The organism is Pseudolactococcus piscium, assembly GCF_002441695.1.
In the GTDB taxonomy this organism is placed as follows: Bacteria; Bacillota; Bacilli; order Lactobacillales; family Streptococcaceae; genus Pseudolactococcus; species Pseudolactococcus piscium.
Window position 1 is genome coordinate 15109 of the sequence record NZ_JXJW01000008.1, and the last position, 16758, is coordinate 31866.

Annotated in this window: 15 protein-coding genes; 7 read left to right on the plus strand and 8 right to left on the minus strand. The window is 38.2% G+C overall.

Annotation, left to right across the window (positions count from 1 at the left end):
• The first annotated feature begins 85 nt into the window (after positions 1-85).
• The 7 genes from RU86_RS04915 to RU86_RS04950 all read left to right on the plus strand — a co-directional run bounded on the left by RU86_RS04915 (position 86) and on the right by RU86_RS04950 (position 5830).
• Entirely contained in the window at positions 86-661 is a 576-nt protein-coding gene (locus tag RU86_RS04915; protein ID WP_096814321.1) for a hypothetical protein, read from the plus strand.
• Between the two features lie 234 nt (positions 662-895).
• Complete coding sequence (locus RU86_RS04925; RefSeq protein WP_096814323.1) at positions 896-2257, plus strand: FtsK/SpoIIIE domain-containing protein; 1362 nt, start codon at positions 896-898, stop codon at positions 2255-2257.
• A gap of 347 nt (positions 2258-2604) precedes the next feature.
• Positions 2605-3666, plus strand: coding sequence for a replication initiation factor domain-containing protein (locus RU86_RS04930; RefSeq protein ID WP_096814324.1), 1062 nt, complete (start codon positions 2605-2607; stop codon positions 3664-3666).
• A 17-nt stretch (positions 3667-3683) separates the two neighbouring features.
• Positions 3684-3887: a DUF3173 domain-containing protein gene (locus RU86_RS04935; RefSeq protein ID WP_096814325.1), complete on the plus strand. Its 204-nt coding sequence runs from the start codon at positions 3684-3686 to the stop codon at positions 3885-3887.
• Positions 3880-5067: a site-specific integrase gene (locus tag RU86_RS04940; RefSeq protein ID WP_096814326.1), complete on the plus strand. Its 1188-nt coding sequence runs from the start codon at positions 3880-3882 to the stop codon at positions 5065-5067. Before RU86_RS04935 ends, RU86_RS04940 begins: the two co-directional genes overlap by 8 nt.
• Before the next feature lie 2 nt (positions 5068-5069).
• The gene (locus tag RU86_RS04945) at positions 5070-5441 is read left to right on the plus strand and encodes a hypothetical protein (protein ID WP_096814327.1); all 372 of its coding nucleotides are present in this window, start codon (positions 5070-5072) and stop codon (positions 5439-5441) included.
• Positions 5441-5830 (plus strand): hypothetical protein, encoded by a 390-nt coding sequence (locus tag RU86_RS04950; RefSeq protein ID WP_218839032.1) that lies wholly within the window; start codon positions 5441-5443, stop codon positions 5828-5830. The genes RU86_RS04945 and RU86_RS04950 overlap by 1 nt, the downstream gene beginning before the upstream one ends.
• 127 nt (positions 5831-5957) lie before the next feature.
• Here RU86_RS04950 and guaA read toward each other — a convergent pair whose 3' ends face one another.
• The 8 genes from guaA to RU86_RS04990 form a co-directional block, all read right to left on the minus strand.
• Positions 5958-7511, minus strand: a complete 1554-nt coding sequence (gene guaA / locus RU86_RS04955) for a glutamine-hydrolyzing GMP synthase (RefSeq protein ID WP_179296204.1) — start codon at positions 7509-7511, stop codon at positions 5958-5960.
• Between the two features lie 248 nt (positions 7512-7759).
• On the minus strand, positions 7760-8452 hold the full coding sequence (locus tag RU86_RS04960) for a YjjG family noncanonical pyrimidine nucleotidase (RefSeq protein ID WP_096814328.1): 693 nt from the start codon (positions 8450-8452) through the stop codon (positions 7760-7762).
• Between the two features lie 90 nt (positions 8453-8542).
• Positions 8543-9175 carry a potassium-transporting ATPase subunit KdpC gene (kdpC, locus tag RU86_RS04965; protein ID WP_096814329.1) on the minus strand — a complete coding sequence of 211 codons (633 nt, stop codon included), beginning with the start codon at positions 9173-9175 and terminating at the stop codon, positions 8543-8545.
• A 12-nt stretch (positions 9176-9187) separates the two neighbouring features.
• Positions 9188-11254 carry a potassium-transporting ATPase subunit KdpB gene (kdpB, locus tag RU86_RS04970; RefSeq protein WP_096814330.1) on the minus strand — a complete coding sequence of 689 codons (2067 nt, stop codon included), beginning with the start codon at positions 11252-11254 and terminating at the stop codon, positions 9188-9190.
• Positions 11255-11256: 2 nt separating this feature from the next.
• On the minus strand, positions 11257-13026 hold the full coding sequence (locus tag RU86_RS04975; protein WP_096814331.1) for a potassium-transporting ATPase subunit KdpA: 1770 nt from the start codon (positions 13024-13026) through the stop codon (positions 11257-11259).
• Positions 13027-13035: 9 nt separating this feature from the next.
• Positions 13036-13116 carry a K(+)-transporting ATPase subunit F gene (kdpF, locus tag RU86_RS12485; RefSeq protein ID WP_079506363.1) on the minus strand — a complete coding sequence of 27 codons (81 nt, stop codon included), beginning with the start codon at positions 13114-13116 and terminating at the stop codon, positions 13036-13038.
• 258 nt (positions 13117-13374) lie between these two features.
• Positions 13375-14079 (minus strand): response regulator, encoded by a 705-nt coding sequence (locus RU86_RS04985; protein WP_096814332.1) that lies wholly within the window; start codon positions 14077-14079, stop codon positions 13375-13377.
• On the minus strand, positions 14072-16702 hold the full coding sequence (locus RU86_RS04990; RefSeq protein ID WP_096814333.1) for a sensor histidine kinase: 2631 nt from the start codon (positions 16700-16702) through the stop codon (positions 14072-14074). The genes RU86_RS04985 and RU86_RS04990 overlap by 8 nt, the downstream gene beginning before the upstream one ends.
• Between the last annotated feature and the right edge of the window lie 56 nt (positions 16703-16758).

Genomic DNA, 16758 nt, shown 5'->3' on the forward strand with positions numbered 1-16758 from the left:
ATGAAAGAACGAGTAAGGGGCTCTCCTACTGCAAAAAAATGTAGCTATGTTGCAAAATTAAAGAATTGAGAGGATTGAATCAGTTATGAAAAATATCAACGAATTACTATTGTTAGAAGGCATTACCTTATCAAGGTTATCGGATAGAGTGCTCAGAAAGTTACAAACATTGAGATTAGGTAAATCAGAAAGTTTTAATTTCACGAAAGATAATGTTTTAGAAATGTCTGTGCAGTATACTTTGCCAACAGCTGAGAATGTTTTAGACAATATTCTTACAGCAAGCCGCCTATTCACAAACCAAGGGGATAGACTTTTAGACTTTATCATTTTAAAAGATGGTGATTATAGGTTCTATCCTAACATTTTTTTCTACTACACCGATAGTGAACTAAATAATAATATTGCTTTGAAGCCAATAAAAAATGCCTTAGACGAGTTCCAGAATAATACTTCAATTAATCATAAATACTTTGCACGTATTGCTGATGAATCAAGCATAGAAGAGATTCAAAGATTAATGCCTAAAGACTCTTATTTATTTCACAAATTAAAGAGAACATTTGCTAAATCTACTGCTACTGAGTGTAATGTTCGATATTCTTATCTTATAAAAGTCATTGCAGGATTAAATATAATGGATAATGAGGTAGAAAAATGAAAGATATGTATCGAAACTTTTCATTTACGCTAGTACTCATTATCTCTATATTTGTAGGGTTTTCAGGAGATTTAGGAAAAATACAAGTTAAAAGATTTCTTCCTTATCTAAGTGTAAAAGCATTTTTAATACTATCAGTTGTACTTTTAATATGCTCTTTGCCCGATATAGTTGAAATGATAATAAAATCAAGAACTAATAACAAGTGAACCTTAAAAAACTTAAAGAAAGCAGGTGGGCAATATCATAAGCAATAAACTAAAAAAACAAATTATCTCTATCTTTGGGCTAAAAACAGAAAACGAAATAGGAGAACTTAATATTGTAAGTTTGAGTCCAATCTTCAAATCAAAATTACCATGGTTCGTATATTTTAAAAGATTAGCTCTCTTTAGTCTTGCTGTTTTAGTATTGAGTATTTTTTTCGGTCTCAAAGGAAATTATGGCGTTGCAAATTTCATTCTTATAGTGTACTGCTTGGGAATAATGTTGACAATCCTTATTCGATTTAAAAAGAAATTTTTTCCTAATTACCGATCATACGAACCTACTCTTCAAAAATTTATTTATCAAAATAATCTTTATGAAGAGGATAATGGGCAATTAATAAGTGAAATTCGCATGGCTTATATTGAGGAGGAAGAAATACTAAAAGTCATTATTGAGAAGAATGGAGATTCTTACCAAAAAGTTGCGAATCAACTTCGAGAACCGCTTGAGTCTAAGCTAAGTATGTCATTATATGAAGTCAATGATACAATAGATTATGTTGAATATATCTTCATGAAATTTGATATTACACGTGAACAGGTAGTTTCTTTACCAAAAGAAGATGACAGCTTGCTTATTAAAATATATGGTGATTTTAAAGTAAGTTTGATGAACAATTACAGCATGCTGATAAGTGGCGCTAGTGGTGCAGGTAAGTCCTACTTCACCTATTTCTATCTAACTCGATTCATTAGTCAAAAAGTGAATGGCAAACATGCTAATATTATGGCTATTGACCCTAAGCAGAGTGACCTTTATAAGCTCTTTAAGACTGTAAATATGCCTACCGAGAACTATGGAACATCGAATGCAGATGCATTTAGAATCGTAAAACATTATTTGGCTGAAATGGAGCATAGAATGGCTCTATATGATGAAAGCTCGGCGTTTGATTCAGTTGGTATAGATATTGGTTTGGAGCCTACCCTTTTAGTGATAGAAGAGTACAGTTCGTTAGTTGCAAGTATGGACTCTAAGCAGAAAAAAGAATTTGAAAACATGGTAGCTATTATTGCCCAAAAATCCAGAAGTCTATCAATGGGAATTTTGATTGTTATGCAACAGCCCAGGGCGGATTCTCTAAGCTCTAATATCCGTGAACAGTTGCAAAATTCTGTATTTTTAGGAAATCCAAGTAAAGAATCTGCAGGAATGATGTTTGGTACAACAGATGTTCCACACGTTCGAGGAAAAGGTGTAGGTATGTATGCTATTGAACGTAGTGCACCAAAATCATTTGAATCACCACAATTTGAGAAAAACGTATTTGAAACGATTTTACCTGTATGGCAACATGTAGCACATTCTTATAATGAAAATCTTTAAACTAAATGAGCGTTTTGTAAATGATTAAAGCGTTCTTTGCTTTAATTATTTATGAAATGCCCTCACGAAGTCTGCCGAGTGACAAGGGCAGTCAGCTTGAAAAGCTGAAAGTGATAATATTTGTTGAAAATGAAGATACTTTGAATGCTGATTATTTGTTGAGACATTTCTAGTTCGGCAGAAAATCTCTGATTTTCTGAGCGGGGCGGTCGAATTAGAAATAGTTTCAACGAGAAACTTCTGGCCTGCTTGTAATACCAGGCCAACAGTGACATATTTTTACGATAAAGAGCTTATATATAAAGGGTTTTAAGCTGTTTTATAAAGGCAAGAAAATGGCTTAAAAAATGAAAGGTGGTGTATTTACAATTGCAAAAGCGAAATTTGTTACTGCAAAGCTGGATTGGATAAAAATTAGGCTATGGGAACAGCCAGAAATAATAATTAATGAACTACTTGGCATTGAAATTATGGATTGTGAGCTCTCAGATGGTCAACTTAGGTTCTATGATTATGATTCTTATTACTCATATGGCTTAATTCATGTATACACTTATCGCAATGCCCTTTCTACACCAGATTGTTGCATTCAGCTAAGTGGTCAAGCGTGTACTCAACTTGAAATAATCCTAGAGAGTAAGTCATTAACTTGGGCTAAATTCTTTCAAGTAGCTTTGGAAATTTGTGAGAAAGTTGAATTTCTAAGATTAGACTGTGCTCTTGATGATAAAAACAGGGTACCATATTTTACAGTAGAAAAGTTGATTAGTAAGGCAAAGAAAAATCTTTATTGGTCAAATGGTCGTGAGTATTCAATAAATGAATCAAAATACCGCCTTACAACGGGTAAAACCTTAAATATAGGCTGTCGTACAAGCGATCTAATGTGTCGTATTTACAATAAAGCTATCGAGCAAGCTAAAATGACTGGAAATGATATATCAGATTTTGGTAGTTGGAATAGAATTGAAATTGAATTAAAAAGAGAACCTGCAAATGATATGGCTAGAAAAATTGCTTATGAAAATGAATCACTTGAAAATCTTATTCGGGCGGTTCTTCGCCAAGAACTTCGATTTTATACAGATAGCTCAAAAAATACAATCTGTAGGTTTTGGGATAAGTTTTTATTGAAAATATCGCCTATTAAACTGAATAGAAAATATGAAGTTACAACACTACAAAGTAGCGCCAATTGGCTTGAGGAACATGGGGGATTAGCGACATATCAAGCCTTTGTATTTTTATCAGAGAACAATGCATTAGGAAATTTAAATGATTTGAGATTTCAAAAAAAAGACTTCTCTCGTGGATTGTCTGAAAGAATGATAGCACATTTAGTTTCTATTGGACGAACTGACTTAATACCAGCGGTACACGCAAGAACAAAAAAGGAAAAAGAAAATTAGATTAAGAGAGGATGTTCATGGTTACAATAACAAAATATGATTTGATAGAATTAGGTTATGGAACAAGTCAATCTGCCGATATTATCAGACGTGCCAAATGTTTAATGGTTGAAAAAGGTTTTGCTTATTATTGTTCTAAGAGGTTGGCTAGAGTTCCAGTATCAGCAGTTGAGGAAATTTTAGGAATAAATCTTGAAATTGGAGAAAAGGTGAATGCCTAAGATTGCAAATGTTTATCAAGATAAGAAAAATGGGAAATGGTACTTTGTAGCAAGCTTAGGGTTTGACGAAAAAGGAAAACGAGTCCAGCATTGGGAACGTGGTTTTTCAACACAAAAGGAAGCCAAATCTGCTTACGATGATTATATGAATGATTATTCTAAAACGGCTATCAAGAAAAATAGTTCAATGAGTTATCAAGAATTTTATTCAACTTACTTTGAACCAGACTATAAACGTTCTGTTAAAAAGCGAACCTATGATAACCGAGTTTCGTCCATGAGAATTCATTTAGCCTATTTTTACAAAAGAAAGTTAAAAGAGATCAGCCCACCAATGATAAAAAAATTTCAAAATATTTTATCTGAAAAATATTCTAGTGCTTATATTAGGAATATCTACGGTTTATTCCAGATGAGTTTGGACTTAGCTGTAAAATTAGGCTTGTTACAGACAAACGTGGCTAAGCAAGTTGGAAATGTTAAAAAGACTAAAAAAAAGGTTGAGTTTTGGACTCAATCCGAATTTGAAAAAGTAATAGCAACATTTGATATTTCTGAGTACTATCAGCATTATTCATTTATACTTATCTGGTTGCTGTTCATGACAGGTTTACGTTTTGGTGAAGCACAAGCGTTAGAATGGGATAAAGACATTGATTTTGAAAAAAAGACCTTACGTGTTAATAAATCCATGTACTATAAAAATGCAGAAGAATATTATATTACCGAGCCTAAAACAAGTGCCAGTAACAGAACAATTGCGTTAGACGGTGATACGATAAAGTATTTAAAGAATTGGAAAATAGCACAAGAAAATTGTGGTGGTTCAAAATGGATTCTTTCTTACAATGGATTGCCCACAAATAAAAGTGCACCCTATCACATTATTCAAAGACATTCGGAGCTTGCAGGTATTCATAAGATAAAAACACATGCTCTACGTCATAGCCACGCTTCACTATTAATATCATTGGGAGAAAATGCTATTGTAGTACGTGATAGGCTAGGTCATGAAGACATCAAGACAACTTTAGGAACGTACGGACACCTATATCCAAATACCAATATAGAGGTCGCTAACAGGCTTGTAGGGCTTATAAATGTAGAGGTGAATGAAAAGGCAATAAAAGAAACAAAAAAATTTAGCGGAAACCAGTATATCAAGAAAGAAGGAATATAAAAATGGCAAAATTATTAAGCGTTAGAGATTGGGATTTTAACAATATAGGGAATGTTTTCGAATTAGATGAAGTCACACCAGTTTTTGAACAAGAACATAGAGCAGATGAAAATGGCGAAATTATCAAAGACAGAGAAGGAAAACCAAGAAATTTTGCGACAGATAGAATCATAGGACAAAACTATTCTGTTACAATTTTAGATGGGAAATTTAAGAAGAAAAGCACACAAATTAAAATACTAGACCCTAAGGCTTTAATCACAAATGATGATATTATGAAAAAGGATTCTGTTAAGGTCACATTTGTTAACTTAGAATGTAGTATGCAAGGCAATCCTATGTATTATCGAGCTGAAAAAATTGAGTTTGTATAATGAATATTGATACTATTGCTTTTTTGCATGAACCATCAATTGGAATTTTGTATTTAAATAATTCTAAACCAATGTTGGTACGAGAACAATTTACTAAGGAAAGCTTGGTATATTCAAGAATCGAGGAAATGAAAGAAACTGGGTTCGATTATGCTTATATGAATGATTTTTTGGTTATAGAAGATACCGCAAAGAAACGACCTATCTATGAATGCATGGTAGGAGATTTACTATTAAGTACACAAGGAGATTTCATTGCATTCTTTCATGCAGAAATAAAAAATCATATATGGCTAGCAAGCGGTTTGACATTACCTAATATGGTATACTTAGAACGACATTTAATTACAATACCTAGACCCCCAAAAAAATTAAGAGTCTTGGACTAGATATAATAAGGATAATTTTGGGTTCAAATTTAAAAAAAGAATAAAAGCTGTTGTTTGCAAATTGTTAGCAGAATGTAAAAAAAGAGCCTATAACCTTTATAAATAAAGGCTTCTAAGCTCTTTTCTGTTACTCCCACTCAACCGTAGCTGGTGGTTTAGCCGTAATATCGTAGACGACGCGGTTAACGCCTTTGACTTCATTTGTGATGCGACGTGATACTTCTGAAAGGACTTGCCAATCGATCTCAGCAAAGTCAGCAGTCATCCCATCAATCGATGTGATGGCACGAATGGCAATGACCGTATCATAGCTACGGAAATCGCCTGTTACACCGACTGAGCTAACGCCTGTATCGACTGTGAAGTATTGCCAGATTTTTTCGTTTAGACCGGCTTTAGCGATTTCTTCACGAAGAATCAAGTCAGAATCGCGTACTTTTTCAAGACGTGGTTCTGTAATCTCACCCATGATCCGGATAGCAAGACCTGGACCAGGGAAAGGCTGACGCCAAACAAGGTCATGTGGCATGCCAAGGACTTCACCTAATTCTCTGACTTCATCTTTAAACAATTTGTTAAGTGGTTCAATCAGTTCAAACTGCATATCTTCTGGTAGGCCACCAACGTTATGATGGCTCTTGATTGTTTGTGCTGTATCAGTTCCTGACTCGATCACATCTGTATACAGTGTGCCTTGTGCAAGGAAGTCAACACCATCAAGTTTCGAAGCTTCATCATCAAAGACTTCGATAAACTCGTTACCGATGATTTTACGTTTTTTCTCAGGATCAGCAACGCCAGCAAGTTTACTCATAAAGCGGTCTTTACAGTCGACTTTGACGATATTTAGGCCAAATTTACCACCTAAATCTTTCATCACTTGTTCTGCTTCACCTTTACGAAGTAGGCCATGATCGACAAAGATAGAGGTTAATTGGTCGCCAATCGCACGTTGTAACAAGACACCAACAACTGATGAGTCAACCCCACCTGATAGGCCGAGCAAGACTTTTTTGTCTCCAACTTTTTCACGAATTTCTTTGATTTGTTGGTCTACAAATCCAGCCATCGACCAAGTACCAGATGCCTTAGCGATTTTCTTAACAAAGTTCTCAATAATCACATGACCATACTCACTGAGGGTTGTTTCAGCGTGAAATTGCACACCGTAAAGACCTTTTTCATCATTTGCAATCGCAGCAATCGGTGTTTTATCCGTATGAGCGGCAATTTTAAAGCCTTCAGGAAGAACTGTGACATTATCAGAGTGACTCATCAAGACAGTTTGCTCTGCAGGTGTGCCGTCAAGCAGATTTGATGGTGTATCTAGGCTAATTTTTGTTGGGCCAAATTCGCCATTACCTGGATTAGCTTCAACCTTACCACCGAGTTTTTGGGTCATCAGTTGCATACCATAGCAAATACCAAGGACTGGAATACCTAGCTCAAAAACGCCTGGATCGATGTCGAAAGCATCTGCTTCATAGACAGAGTTTGGGCCGCCTGAGATGATGATGGCTTTAGGGGCATAGGCCTTAATTTCATCGAGAGTCATTTTATGGCTTTTCAGCTCAGAAAAAACACCAAATTCACGAATGCGTCGTGTGATGAGTTGGTTGTATTGGCTACCGTAATCCAGTACGATGATTTTCTGGATGTCTTGCGTATCAGTGGTTGTCAAAGTAAAGCTCCTTCTATAACTGCGAAAATATGTTTCTTCTATTTTACCAAAAAAAGTGGTGTTTTTGAGATTTATTTTCAGGATACTTGATTAATTTGGCAAGTTTGTGATGAGGTCGTAGACTTTTTGACTTCATCTCCTTTCTTTACCACTCTATTTGCTAAGCAATAAGGGAACGCCCTTTCATCCCTGAGACAAGGAAACAGCTATCTGACTAGATAGCTGCTTGTCTATAAGATGTCTGTCAATCAAGTCAAAATTTGTAAAATCTCTGATAAGGATTGCACACGATAAGTTGCCTGATGCGCTTGAACTAGACCTAGCTGTTTGTCATTATCTATCCAGATACTATCGATCCCAGCTTGATTTGCACCTTGAATATCTGATCCTAAGGTATCGCCAATCATCAAGAAGTCTGATTTAGTATTGTCTGGATATAGCTTAAAGATATGGTCAAAGAATCCCGTACTTGGTTTGGCATGTCCGATTTCCTGTGAAATCACGACCTGCTTAAAATAGCGATCAAATCCTGTTAATGCTAATCTGCTATACTGGGTCGCTGTCTTACCATTTGTCCCAACAACTAAGTGGTAACCTGCCTGATTCAGCTGACTAAGTAACGTATCTGCTCCTGCTACCACAGCATCATTGGCATCTAATACTTGACGATAAACGCTTTCAGCTTTTGCCCCATCGATGACTTGACCGAACTCAGCAAACGTTTTAGAAAAGCGTTCATTTAATAACGGTTGTGTCGCTGCACCAGCCTCGATTTCTCGCCAGATGCGATGATTAATCTTGCTATAAGCTGTTACCCAAGCCTCATAGTCAACTGCTGCCGTCTGAAACGCTTTAAATACTGTTGCTAATCCTTTAACTTCACCAGCTTTAAAGTCTAAAACGGTGTCATCTAAGTCAACTATAATTACTTTGTAGGTCACTTGCTAGTCCTCATCCTATATTTTATTCTTCTATTATAGCATATATGATCAGTCAGCTGTTCTGAGTAAATTAAAGACCATGGCCATATTTTAATTACTTTTGTCTGTATTGAGTTGCGCATGTATAGCTAGATTAACTGCTAAGACATTAACGGTAGGCGTCCCTAAAAAATTTAAGGCTGGTTTTGTCGTCTGTGCATCAATCAGTTGATATAATTTTTTTTCGCTTATCTTGCTCGCCTTAGCTATTTCTGGCACTTGAATCTTTGCACTTTCAGGACTGATATGAGGGTCTAGTCCAGATCCAGAAGCGGTCATTAAATCTGTTGGGATAGCCTCCTTTTTAATCGTTGGATTCTGGTCTAGGAAACGTGCCATATCCTGTGCTACTCGTTTTTTGAGGTCAGGATTACTTGGCGCTAGATTTTCTGATCCTGATGCCACACCAAGGTAGTGACCATTTTCTTTTTCAGCTGCTGTATAGGTGTTATAGTTGACACCTGATGGTCTACCTTTTAAGTAGGTCGTCTCAGTAAAGGCTTGTCCGATTAATGCGGACCCCACAACTTTTCCATTCTCTTTGATTTGACTGCCATTTGCCTGATAGGAAAATAAAGTCTGACCTAGTCCTGTGACGAGTAACGGATACCCTATCCCACAGATAATCATAAATGTGACAGTAAGTAAAAACGGCGTTTTTAATGTATAGATGATCTTTTTCATCGTTTTCCTTTCTTAAATCCCTAATAAATGTAAGAGTGGCGCTATCACTAAATCAATTAACTTAATCCCGATAAAGGGAGCTATCACACCACCCAACCCATAAACTAACATATTATGCGTCAGTAATTTTTCAGAACGCTGAGGTTTATATCGAACCCCTTTCATCGCGAGTGGAATCAAAATCGGGATGATCACCGCATTAAAGATGAGTGCTGATAGTATTGCACTTGATGGTGTCGCAAGTCCCATCACATTCATGATACTAATTTCTGGAATTGCAACCATAAACATGGCTGGGATAATCGCAAAATACTTGGCGATATCATTGGCGATTGAAAAGGTTGTCAATGCCCCTCTGGTAATCAACAGTTGCTTACCTATCTCAACAATATCAAGAATTTTTGTCGGATCTGAATCTAGGTCGACCATATTTGCTGCTTCTTTTGCTGCACTGGTCCCAGAATTCATGGCAATGCCGACATCTGCTTGTGCGAGCGCGGGTGCATCATTAGTACCATCACCGGTCATTGCGACTACTTTGCCTTGTGCCTGCTCTGCTTTTATGGCGCGAATCTTATCCTCAGGCGTACATTCAGCTATAAAACTGTCGACGCCTGCTTCTTGTGCAATTGTCGCTGCTGTCAAAGGGTTGTCTCCTGTACACATAATCGTTTTAATGCCCATTTCATGTAACCTTGCAAAGCGTGCTACCAATCCTGGTTTGATGGTATCTTTGAGATAAATCACGCCTAGGATTGCTTGATTGTTTGCCACAACCAGCGGTGTGCCACCTGCTGAAGAGACACTATCTGTGATTGCTTTTAGGGATTTAGGAATGTCCCCACCCAATCTCTCGACATAGTTGACGATGGCATCAGTTGCGCCTTTTCGAACACGAGCACCTCCAGAAATATCGACACCGCTCATCCTTGTTTGGGCGGAGAAGGCAATAAAGGTCATCTCGGAATGATTGACAAAAGGCAGCCCTGTTTGAGATTGTGCTAACTTAACGATGGATTTACCTTCTGGCGTGTCATCCTGTAAAGAAGTTAAAACAGCACTTTCGATTAATGTTTCTGGTGCGATACCTGCCACCGGTAAAAATTTAAAGGCCATCCGATTCCCGTAGGTGATGGTTCCTGTCTTGTCTAAGATCATGGTATCGACATCACCGCTTGCCTCTACTGCCTTGCCAGACATGGCAATGACGTTAAATCGGGTGACACGATCCATGCCAGCAATCCCAATAGCTGATAGTAGCCCGCCTATTGTTGTCGGAATTAAACAAACGGTTAAGGCAATCAGAGTCGAGACCGTTAGTGGGACATGCACAAACAAAGCAATTGGATATAGCGTGACGATAACAATCATAAAAATAATCGTTAAGCTGACAAGTAAGGTATTCAAGGCGATTTCATTTGGTGTTTTTTTGCGTGATGCGCCTTCAACCAGCGAAATCATTTTATCGAGAAAAGACTCGCCTGAATTCGCAGTAATCCTAATTTTCAGCCAATCACTTGACACTCTAGTACCACCCGTAACAGAGGAAAAGTCGCCACCAGATTCTTTAACCACCGGTGCTGACTCACCTGTTATAGCCGATTCATCTACTGAGGCAATCCCATCGATTACCTCTCCATCACGGGGAATAATCTCACCCGATTTAACGAGGACGATGTCTCCCTTGGCTAGGTCACTAGCGTCGATCATTTTTTCTATGTCCTGAGTCGTGTTATCTGCAGTGGCGATTAAGCGTGCCTTCATGTCTTCTTGTGTTTTTTTCAGACTTTCAGCTTGCGCTTTACCGCGCCCTTCTGCTACAGATTCTGCAAAATTGGCAAATAGGATGGTCAAGAGTAATATCAGTGTCACGATGATATTATAGAGACGTCCCTCACCAACTACATGACCAAATAAATTAGGCATGACTGAGAGGAGTAAGGTAATCATAAACCCGACTTCAACAACAAACATGACCGGATTCTTCATCATATAAGCTGGATTTAGTTTAACAAAAGCGCCAAAAACCGCCTGTTGTAAGAGTTTCTTATCCATCAATTTTTTATTTTTTTCTGACATGTCTAACCTCGCATCTTAAGAAATTCAGCTATTGGTCCCAGTACCAAAACCGGTAAAAACGTTAAGGCTGAGATAACAATCACGATAACAAATAGCACTGTTGTAAAGGTCATCGTATCTGTTTTAAGGGACCCAATCGAGTCATTTACTTTTTGTTTTGCCATTAAAGAGGCGACGATTGCCAGCTGTAAGATGAGGGTAACATACCGACCTACAAACATGGCAATACCTGCTGTGACATTCCAAAACAGGCTATTATCTTTCAGTCCCTCAAACCCTGAGCCATTATTTGATGACGAAGAGGTATACTGATAAACGATCTGAGAGAGGCCATGATTACCAGGATTTGAGATACCAGCCACACCAGCAGCCACCGATACTGCTATTGCAGAAAAGACGAGCACAATCAAGGGATGGACGATAATCGCCATTGCCGTTAGCTTCATTTCCTTTCCTTCTATCTTTTTACCAAGGTAAACAGGTGTATGCCCAATCATTAGCCCACAGATAAATACAGTCAAGATGACGAAGATGACCATATTCATCAGGCCTACACCTTTGCCACCAAAGACAACATTTAGCATCATATTCATCATCGCAACACCACCACTTAGTGGGGTGAGGCTATCGTGCATATTATTAACTGAACCAGTAGTAAAGGCTGTGGTGATTTCTGTAAACAGGCCACTCATCACGACACCAAATCTCGTCTCCTTGCCTTCCATGCTCCCCATCGCCTGACTGAGTCCGAGGTGTTTTAAAATCGGATTACCTTGGGACTCTGACCACAGTATCGCACCTAACCCTAGTAAAAATAGGACGCTCATGACGATAAATAGCGGTTTAGCTTGGCTACCTAACCAAACTTTATGCCTCTTTTTAGGATGTAAGGAAGACAGGGTTGATGTGTTAGCCACTATCGTGCGATGTTTCTCTTTTTGACTATCTGAAACCATCAAGCCAAATGCAACGACCACACCTCCTGGTAACAGGGTCATCGATAGCATCTCGATGACATTAGTCAGGATCGTTGGATTTTCAAATGGCATGGCCGAATTAGCACCAAAGAAGCCACCACCATTTGTACCGAGATGTTTGATAATTTCGAGTGCTGCAACTGGCCCAAGCGCAATATCTTGCAACTTGCCTTCTATTGTGTGCACAGTTAAATTATGCATGAGTGTTTGTGGCACCCCTTGTGAGATTAAGAGCATTGCACCTAGGATTGATAAGGGTAATAACACGCGCGTGATAATCCTGATGAAGTCAGCGTAGAAATTACCCATATCTGTCACTTTACCAGATAAGCCGCGAATAAAGGCCATAGCCGCCGCAAATCCTGAGGCTGCTGAGGTAAACATCATAAATATGATGACAATCATTTGGCTCAAATAAGATAGGGATGACTCACCTGAATAGTCTTGTAAGTTAGTGTTTGTGATAAACGAGATGACCGTATTAAGTGCTAAGCCTTGTTCCATACCATGTATCTTATTTGGATTAAGGAATGGCAGTGCTTGTATCCTAAGCATAAAATACCCGATGACAACCATTACCGCATTTGTCAGTAATAATGTCATGATGTATTTCTGCCAATTCATGCCAGTTAAGCCTTTGTTTTTTACGCCGATAACTTTATAGATGAAGTTGTCGACGCGATCAAAAACTGGATCTCCAAAAGTATGTGCTCTTGTGGCAATATGATATAAGTACTTGCCCATTGGCAACATTAGCAAGATGCTAATGATTAAAACAAACGTAATCTGTAACATGATTTTCTCCTAAAATTTTTCTGGATTAATTAAGGCATATAGTAAGTAACCCATGAGTAAACTAATCACAATCCATAAAAGTATAAACATTATGCGTCCTACCCTTCTCTATTGATCTGCTTGTCACACCAGTTAATCAGCCAAAATAGCAGGCCAAACCCAACTATCAAGCCTATCATGATTATTAAATCCATTATCTTCCTCCTATGTGATGATAAATTATTTTAACACTTGAAAAATTAAGATGGTATAAATATTTTACTTATGGTATTAAGATTCTGTTAAGATAAGTCACACATCATATCTATAGTCAAAAAAAAGCACACCCTGAGGGTGAGCCTGTTTGATTTATGCATCTAGTTTAACCATCCGATAGCCGATACCGATATGTGTTTGGATCAGTTTAGGGTTACTAGGATCTAACTCTATTTTTTTTCTTAGTGTTGTCGCAAAGACACGTAAAGCAGCATAATCTGTTTCATTATAAGACCAAATTTCACGTGTGATAAACTGATAGGTTAACACACGATTAAGATTATTAGCAAGTAAGACGAGCAACTTATATTCTATCGGTGTCAGATGTACCTTCTCGCCCTGAATCAACACCTCTTGCGCTAGATAGTCGATACTGAGCCAACCATTTGAAAAGACTGTAGACTCTTGACCCGTTTCTTTCGAAGCAGCTTTGGATCTTCTATAGGTGGCACGTAACCTTGCCAAAAGTTCTTCAGTTGAAAAAGGTTTTGTCAAATAATCATCTGCGCCAGCATCAAGTGCCATTACCTTATCCGTCTCTTCTCCTCTTGCACTAATGACGATGATAGAGAAATCAGAAAATGCACGCACTTTCTTGATAATCTCAACCCCTTCCATATCTGGCAGACCTAGATCAAGTAAAAGTATATCCGGCTCTTCGCGTACGATTTCACGAATACATTGTTTCCCCGTCGTAACCGAGCGATAACGATAGCCTGCTACTTCCATTGTGATCGACAGTAATTTATTGATGGCTGTATCATCTTCACAAATTAAGATTGTTGTCTGTTCATTCATTAAGCTTTATCTCCATCCTGGGTAAAGTAAACCCGATAATCGTGCCACTAGGTATCTGATGCTTGGCATAGATTTCACCTTTGTGGATGGTGATAATCGTTTTGCAAAGTGCTAGCCCAATGCCTAATCCACGTGCCGCGTCTGGGGAATCCGTAGACGTATAAAAGAGATCAAATAATTTTGCAAGTGCCTGATCAGATATGCCTGGGCCATTATCAGCAGCTTCAAGGCAAACCTGTTTGTCACTAGCTGTCACGCGCAAGTCGATTGTTGATCCCTGATGTGTGTATTTTACAGCATTGTTTAATAGGTTAATGATGACTTGCATGATTAATGCAGGATCCATGTTAACAAACAAATCTGCTTCTGATATCGTCAGGTTGAAGATATGCTCATCCAGATGGGGATCAACATGCTTAATTGCTGCCCTAATTACGTCATCCAGGTTATTTGCCTGTAAGTTAAGTGCAACATCCCCTTCTAGTCGGGTAATCATCAGTAAATTCTCGATTAAGTTGGTCAACCATAATGCATCATCATAGATAAAGGATAGCAACTCTTGTTTACTTGCTTCTGCTATGCGCGTACTGTTATCTAGCATGAGCTTAGCATTACCTGAGATGCTGGTTAATGGGGTTCTCAAGTCATGCGATATAGAGCGTAATAGGTTACTTCTTAACTGCTCTTGTTCCATTTCTAATGCAACTTTTTGTTGCTGTCTTCGCAAGGTATCTTTTTCCAATACTAAGGCTGCTTCTCCTAACATGGCCAAGGATACTTCCTTCTCAAATGGGTCTAGTGGATCAGTATCCGCCATCAAAATCCCAATAATTGCAAAAACAGCTTGTTTGCGTCTGACGGATAAATATAGGAATTTGGCAGCAGATAAAGTATCCGTTGTCGCACCAGCACGTTTATTATTATAGAGTACCCACTCTGCCACGCCTGACTCTTTTAAATTCTGGTAAGTGTCTAAAGTATAGGTCGTATTACCTGCTGGATAATAGACCTCTTTTTGCCTGATCCCATCTTCTACAGGATAAATCACAATATCTCTTGCTAATAGACTGATCAAGGCATTTGCTGTAACAGCTAATGTCTCACTTCTACTTTCTGGAATCTGTAATGCTTGATTAGTTTGAAACAAGAGTTCTGTTCGATGGGCCCTCTCAGAATTCAGGCGAACTTGCGCCTTAATCTTTTTGATCAGATTACTCGTGATAAGCCCCGCTGTCAGCATGACAAAAAAAGTCGCCGGATAACTTGAGTCTATTGCCCGAAGTGAAAAATACGGCTCTGTAAAGAAGAAGTTAAAACACAATACTGCAAGTAGCGACGCAATAAAACTAAAAATTCTACCTTTTGTGACCAAGGCATTGACTTGAACCCCTAAAATATATAGGATGATCACATTTGAAAAACTAAAGCCGACTTTCTCTGCAAATAGACCCAAAATCGTACAGCACACTAGCATAAGTAATGTCTTGACTAAATCACTCATGTCAAAATGTAGGTCAATTTTCCCTCGTCTTTTGAGAAAAAATCGGTTTGGCTGCTGCTCATTTACCATGGGAATAATGTAAATACCTAAATTAGGTACTGCTTGTGCCACGTCGTTGATAAAGGTACGCCCTTTAAAAAATCGCTTGTCTGGTGATTTCCCAACAACAAGCTTAGAGATATGACTCACTTTGGCGTATTCAGAGATCTGTTCAGAAAAATTTTCACCATAGATAACAGCGATTTTTGCGCCGAGTTGATCAGCTAAGCGCAGATTTGCTTGTAGTTGTTTGCGTTCTGCTTTAGTTAAGTAGTCATCTCTCTCAGTGACGACATGTAGGGCTGTAAAGTCACCTTTGAATGCCATGACCAGCTTTGCTGCAGACCGAATCACACCTGGTGTTGTCAAGGAAGCTGATACACAGACTAGGATATGCTCCTTAGCATAAGCACCATCGTAATTACTGTCATTTTTTAGTGCAGCGTGATTGACTTGATCCGCAGTTTTACGTAAGGCTATTTCTCTTAGGGCGCGCAGTTTCTTTAAGGTGAAAAAATGGTCCAGTGATTGTTGAACCTGTGACTGATGATAGATTTTTCCCTTATGCAAGCGATCAATGAGCTCAGCAGGGTCAATATCAATCAGTTCAATTTGACTCGCATTATCAAATAGATAATCCGGAATTCTTTCATTAACACGGACGCCTGTTATGGCTTCTATCTGTTCAAATGCACTCTCAATATGTTGCACATTTAAAGTCGTATAGACATCAATACCAGCCCTTAAAATTTCTTCGACATCCTGAAAACGCTTATGATTGCGTGACCCAATGATGTTACTATGTGCTAACTCATCTATGATAACAACTTGCGGATTTCTTTTGATAACTTGGTCGACATCGACCTCATAAAACGGTCTATCTCTATAGGTAATTACCTTAGGGGACAGCTGCTCAAGTCCTGAAATTAATGCCGTCGTATCCGGTCTATTATGTGGCTCAACATAGCCAACGACTAAATCTACCCCATTATGTTTATCTTCATGGGCAGCTGCTAACATCGCATAGGTTTTGCCAACACCAGCAACATAGCCAAAATATATTCTTAACTTACCTTCTTGCATTGCTCTGCCTCGACTAGTATCTAGTAGTTTAATACTGTAAATTATACCACAATATG

Coding starts and splice junctions, on each gene's coding strand:
- RU86_RS04915 (WP_096814321.1), top strand. CDS start 86: ATGAAAAATATCAACGAATTACTATTGTTAGAAGGCATTACCTTATCA.
- RU86_RS04930 (WP_096814324.1), top strand. CDS start 2,605: ATGAAAGGTGGTGTATTTACAATTGCAAAAGCGAAATTTGTTACTGCA.
- RU86_RS04935 (WP_096814325.1), top strand. CDS start 3,684: ATGGTTACAATAACAAAATATGATTTGATAGAATTAGGTTATGGAACA.
- RU86_RS04940 (WP_096814326.1), top strand. CDS start 3,880: ATGCCTAAGATTGCAAATGTTTATCAAGATAAGAAAAATGGGAAATGG.
- RU86_RS04945 (WP_096814327.1), top strand. CDS start 5,070: ATGGCAAAATTATTAAGCGTTAGAGATTGGGATTTTAACAATATAGGG.
- RU86_RS04950 (WP_218839032.1), top strand. CDS start 5,441: ATGAATATTGATACTATTGCTTTTTTGCATGAACCATCAATTGGAATT.
- kdpC (WP_096814329.1), bottom strand. CDS start 9,175: ATGAAAAAGATCATCTATACATTAAAAACGCCGTTTTTACTTACTGTC.
- kdpB (WP_096814330.1), bottom strand. CDS start 11,254: ATGTCAGAAAAAAATAAAAAATTGATGGATAAGAAACTCTTACAACAG.
- RU86_RS04975 (WP_096814331.1), bottom strand. CDS start 13,026: ATGTTACAGATTACGTTTGTTTTAATCATTAGCATCTTGCTAATGTTG.
- kdpF (WP_079506363.1), bottom strand. CDS start 13,116: ATGTTTATACTTTTATGGATTGTGATTAGTTTACTCATGGGTTACTTA.
- RU86_RS04985 (WP_096814332.1), bottom strand. CDS start 14,079: ATGAATGAACAGACAACAATCTTAATTTGTGAAGATGATACAGCCATC.
- RU86_RS04990 (WP_096814333.1), bottom strand. CDS start 16,702: ATGCAAGAAGGTAAGTTAAGAATATATTTTGGCTATGTTGCTGGTGTT.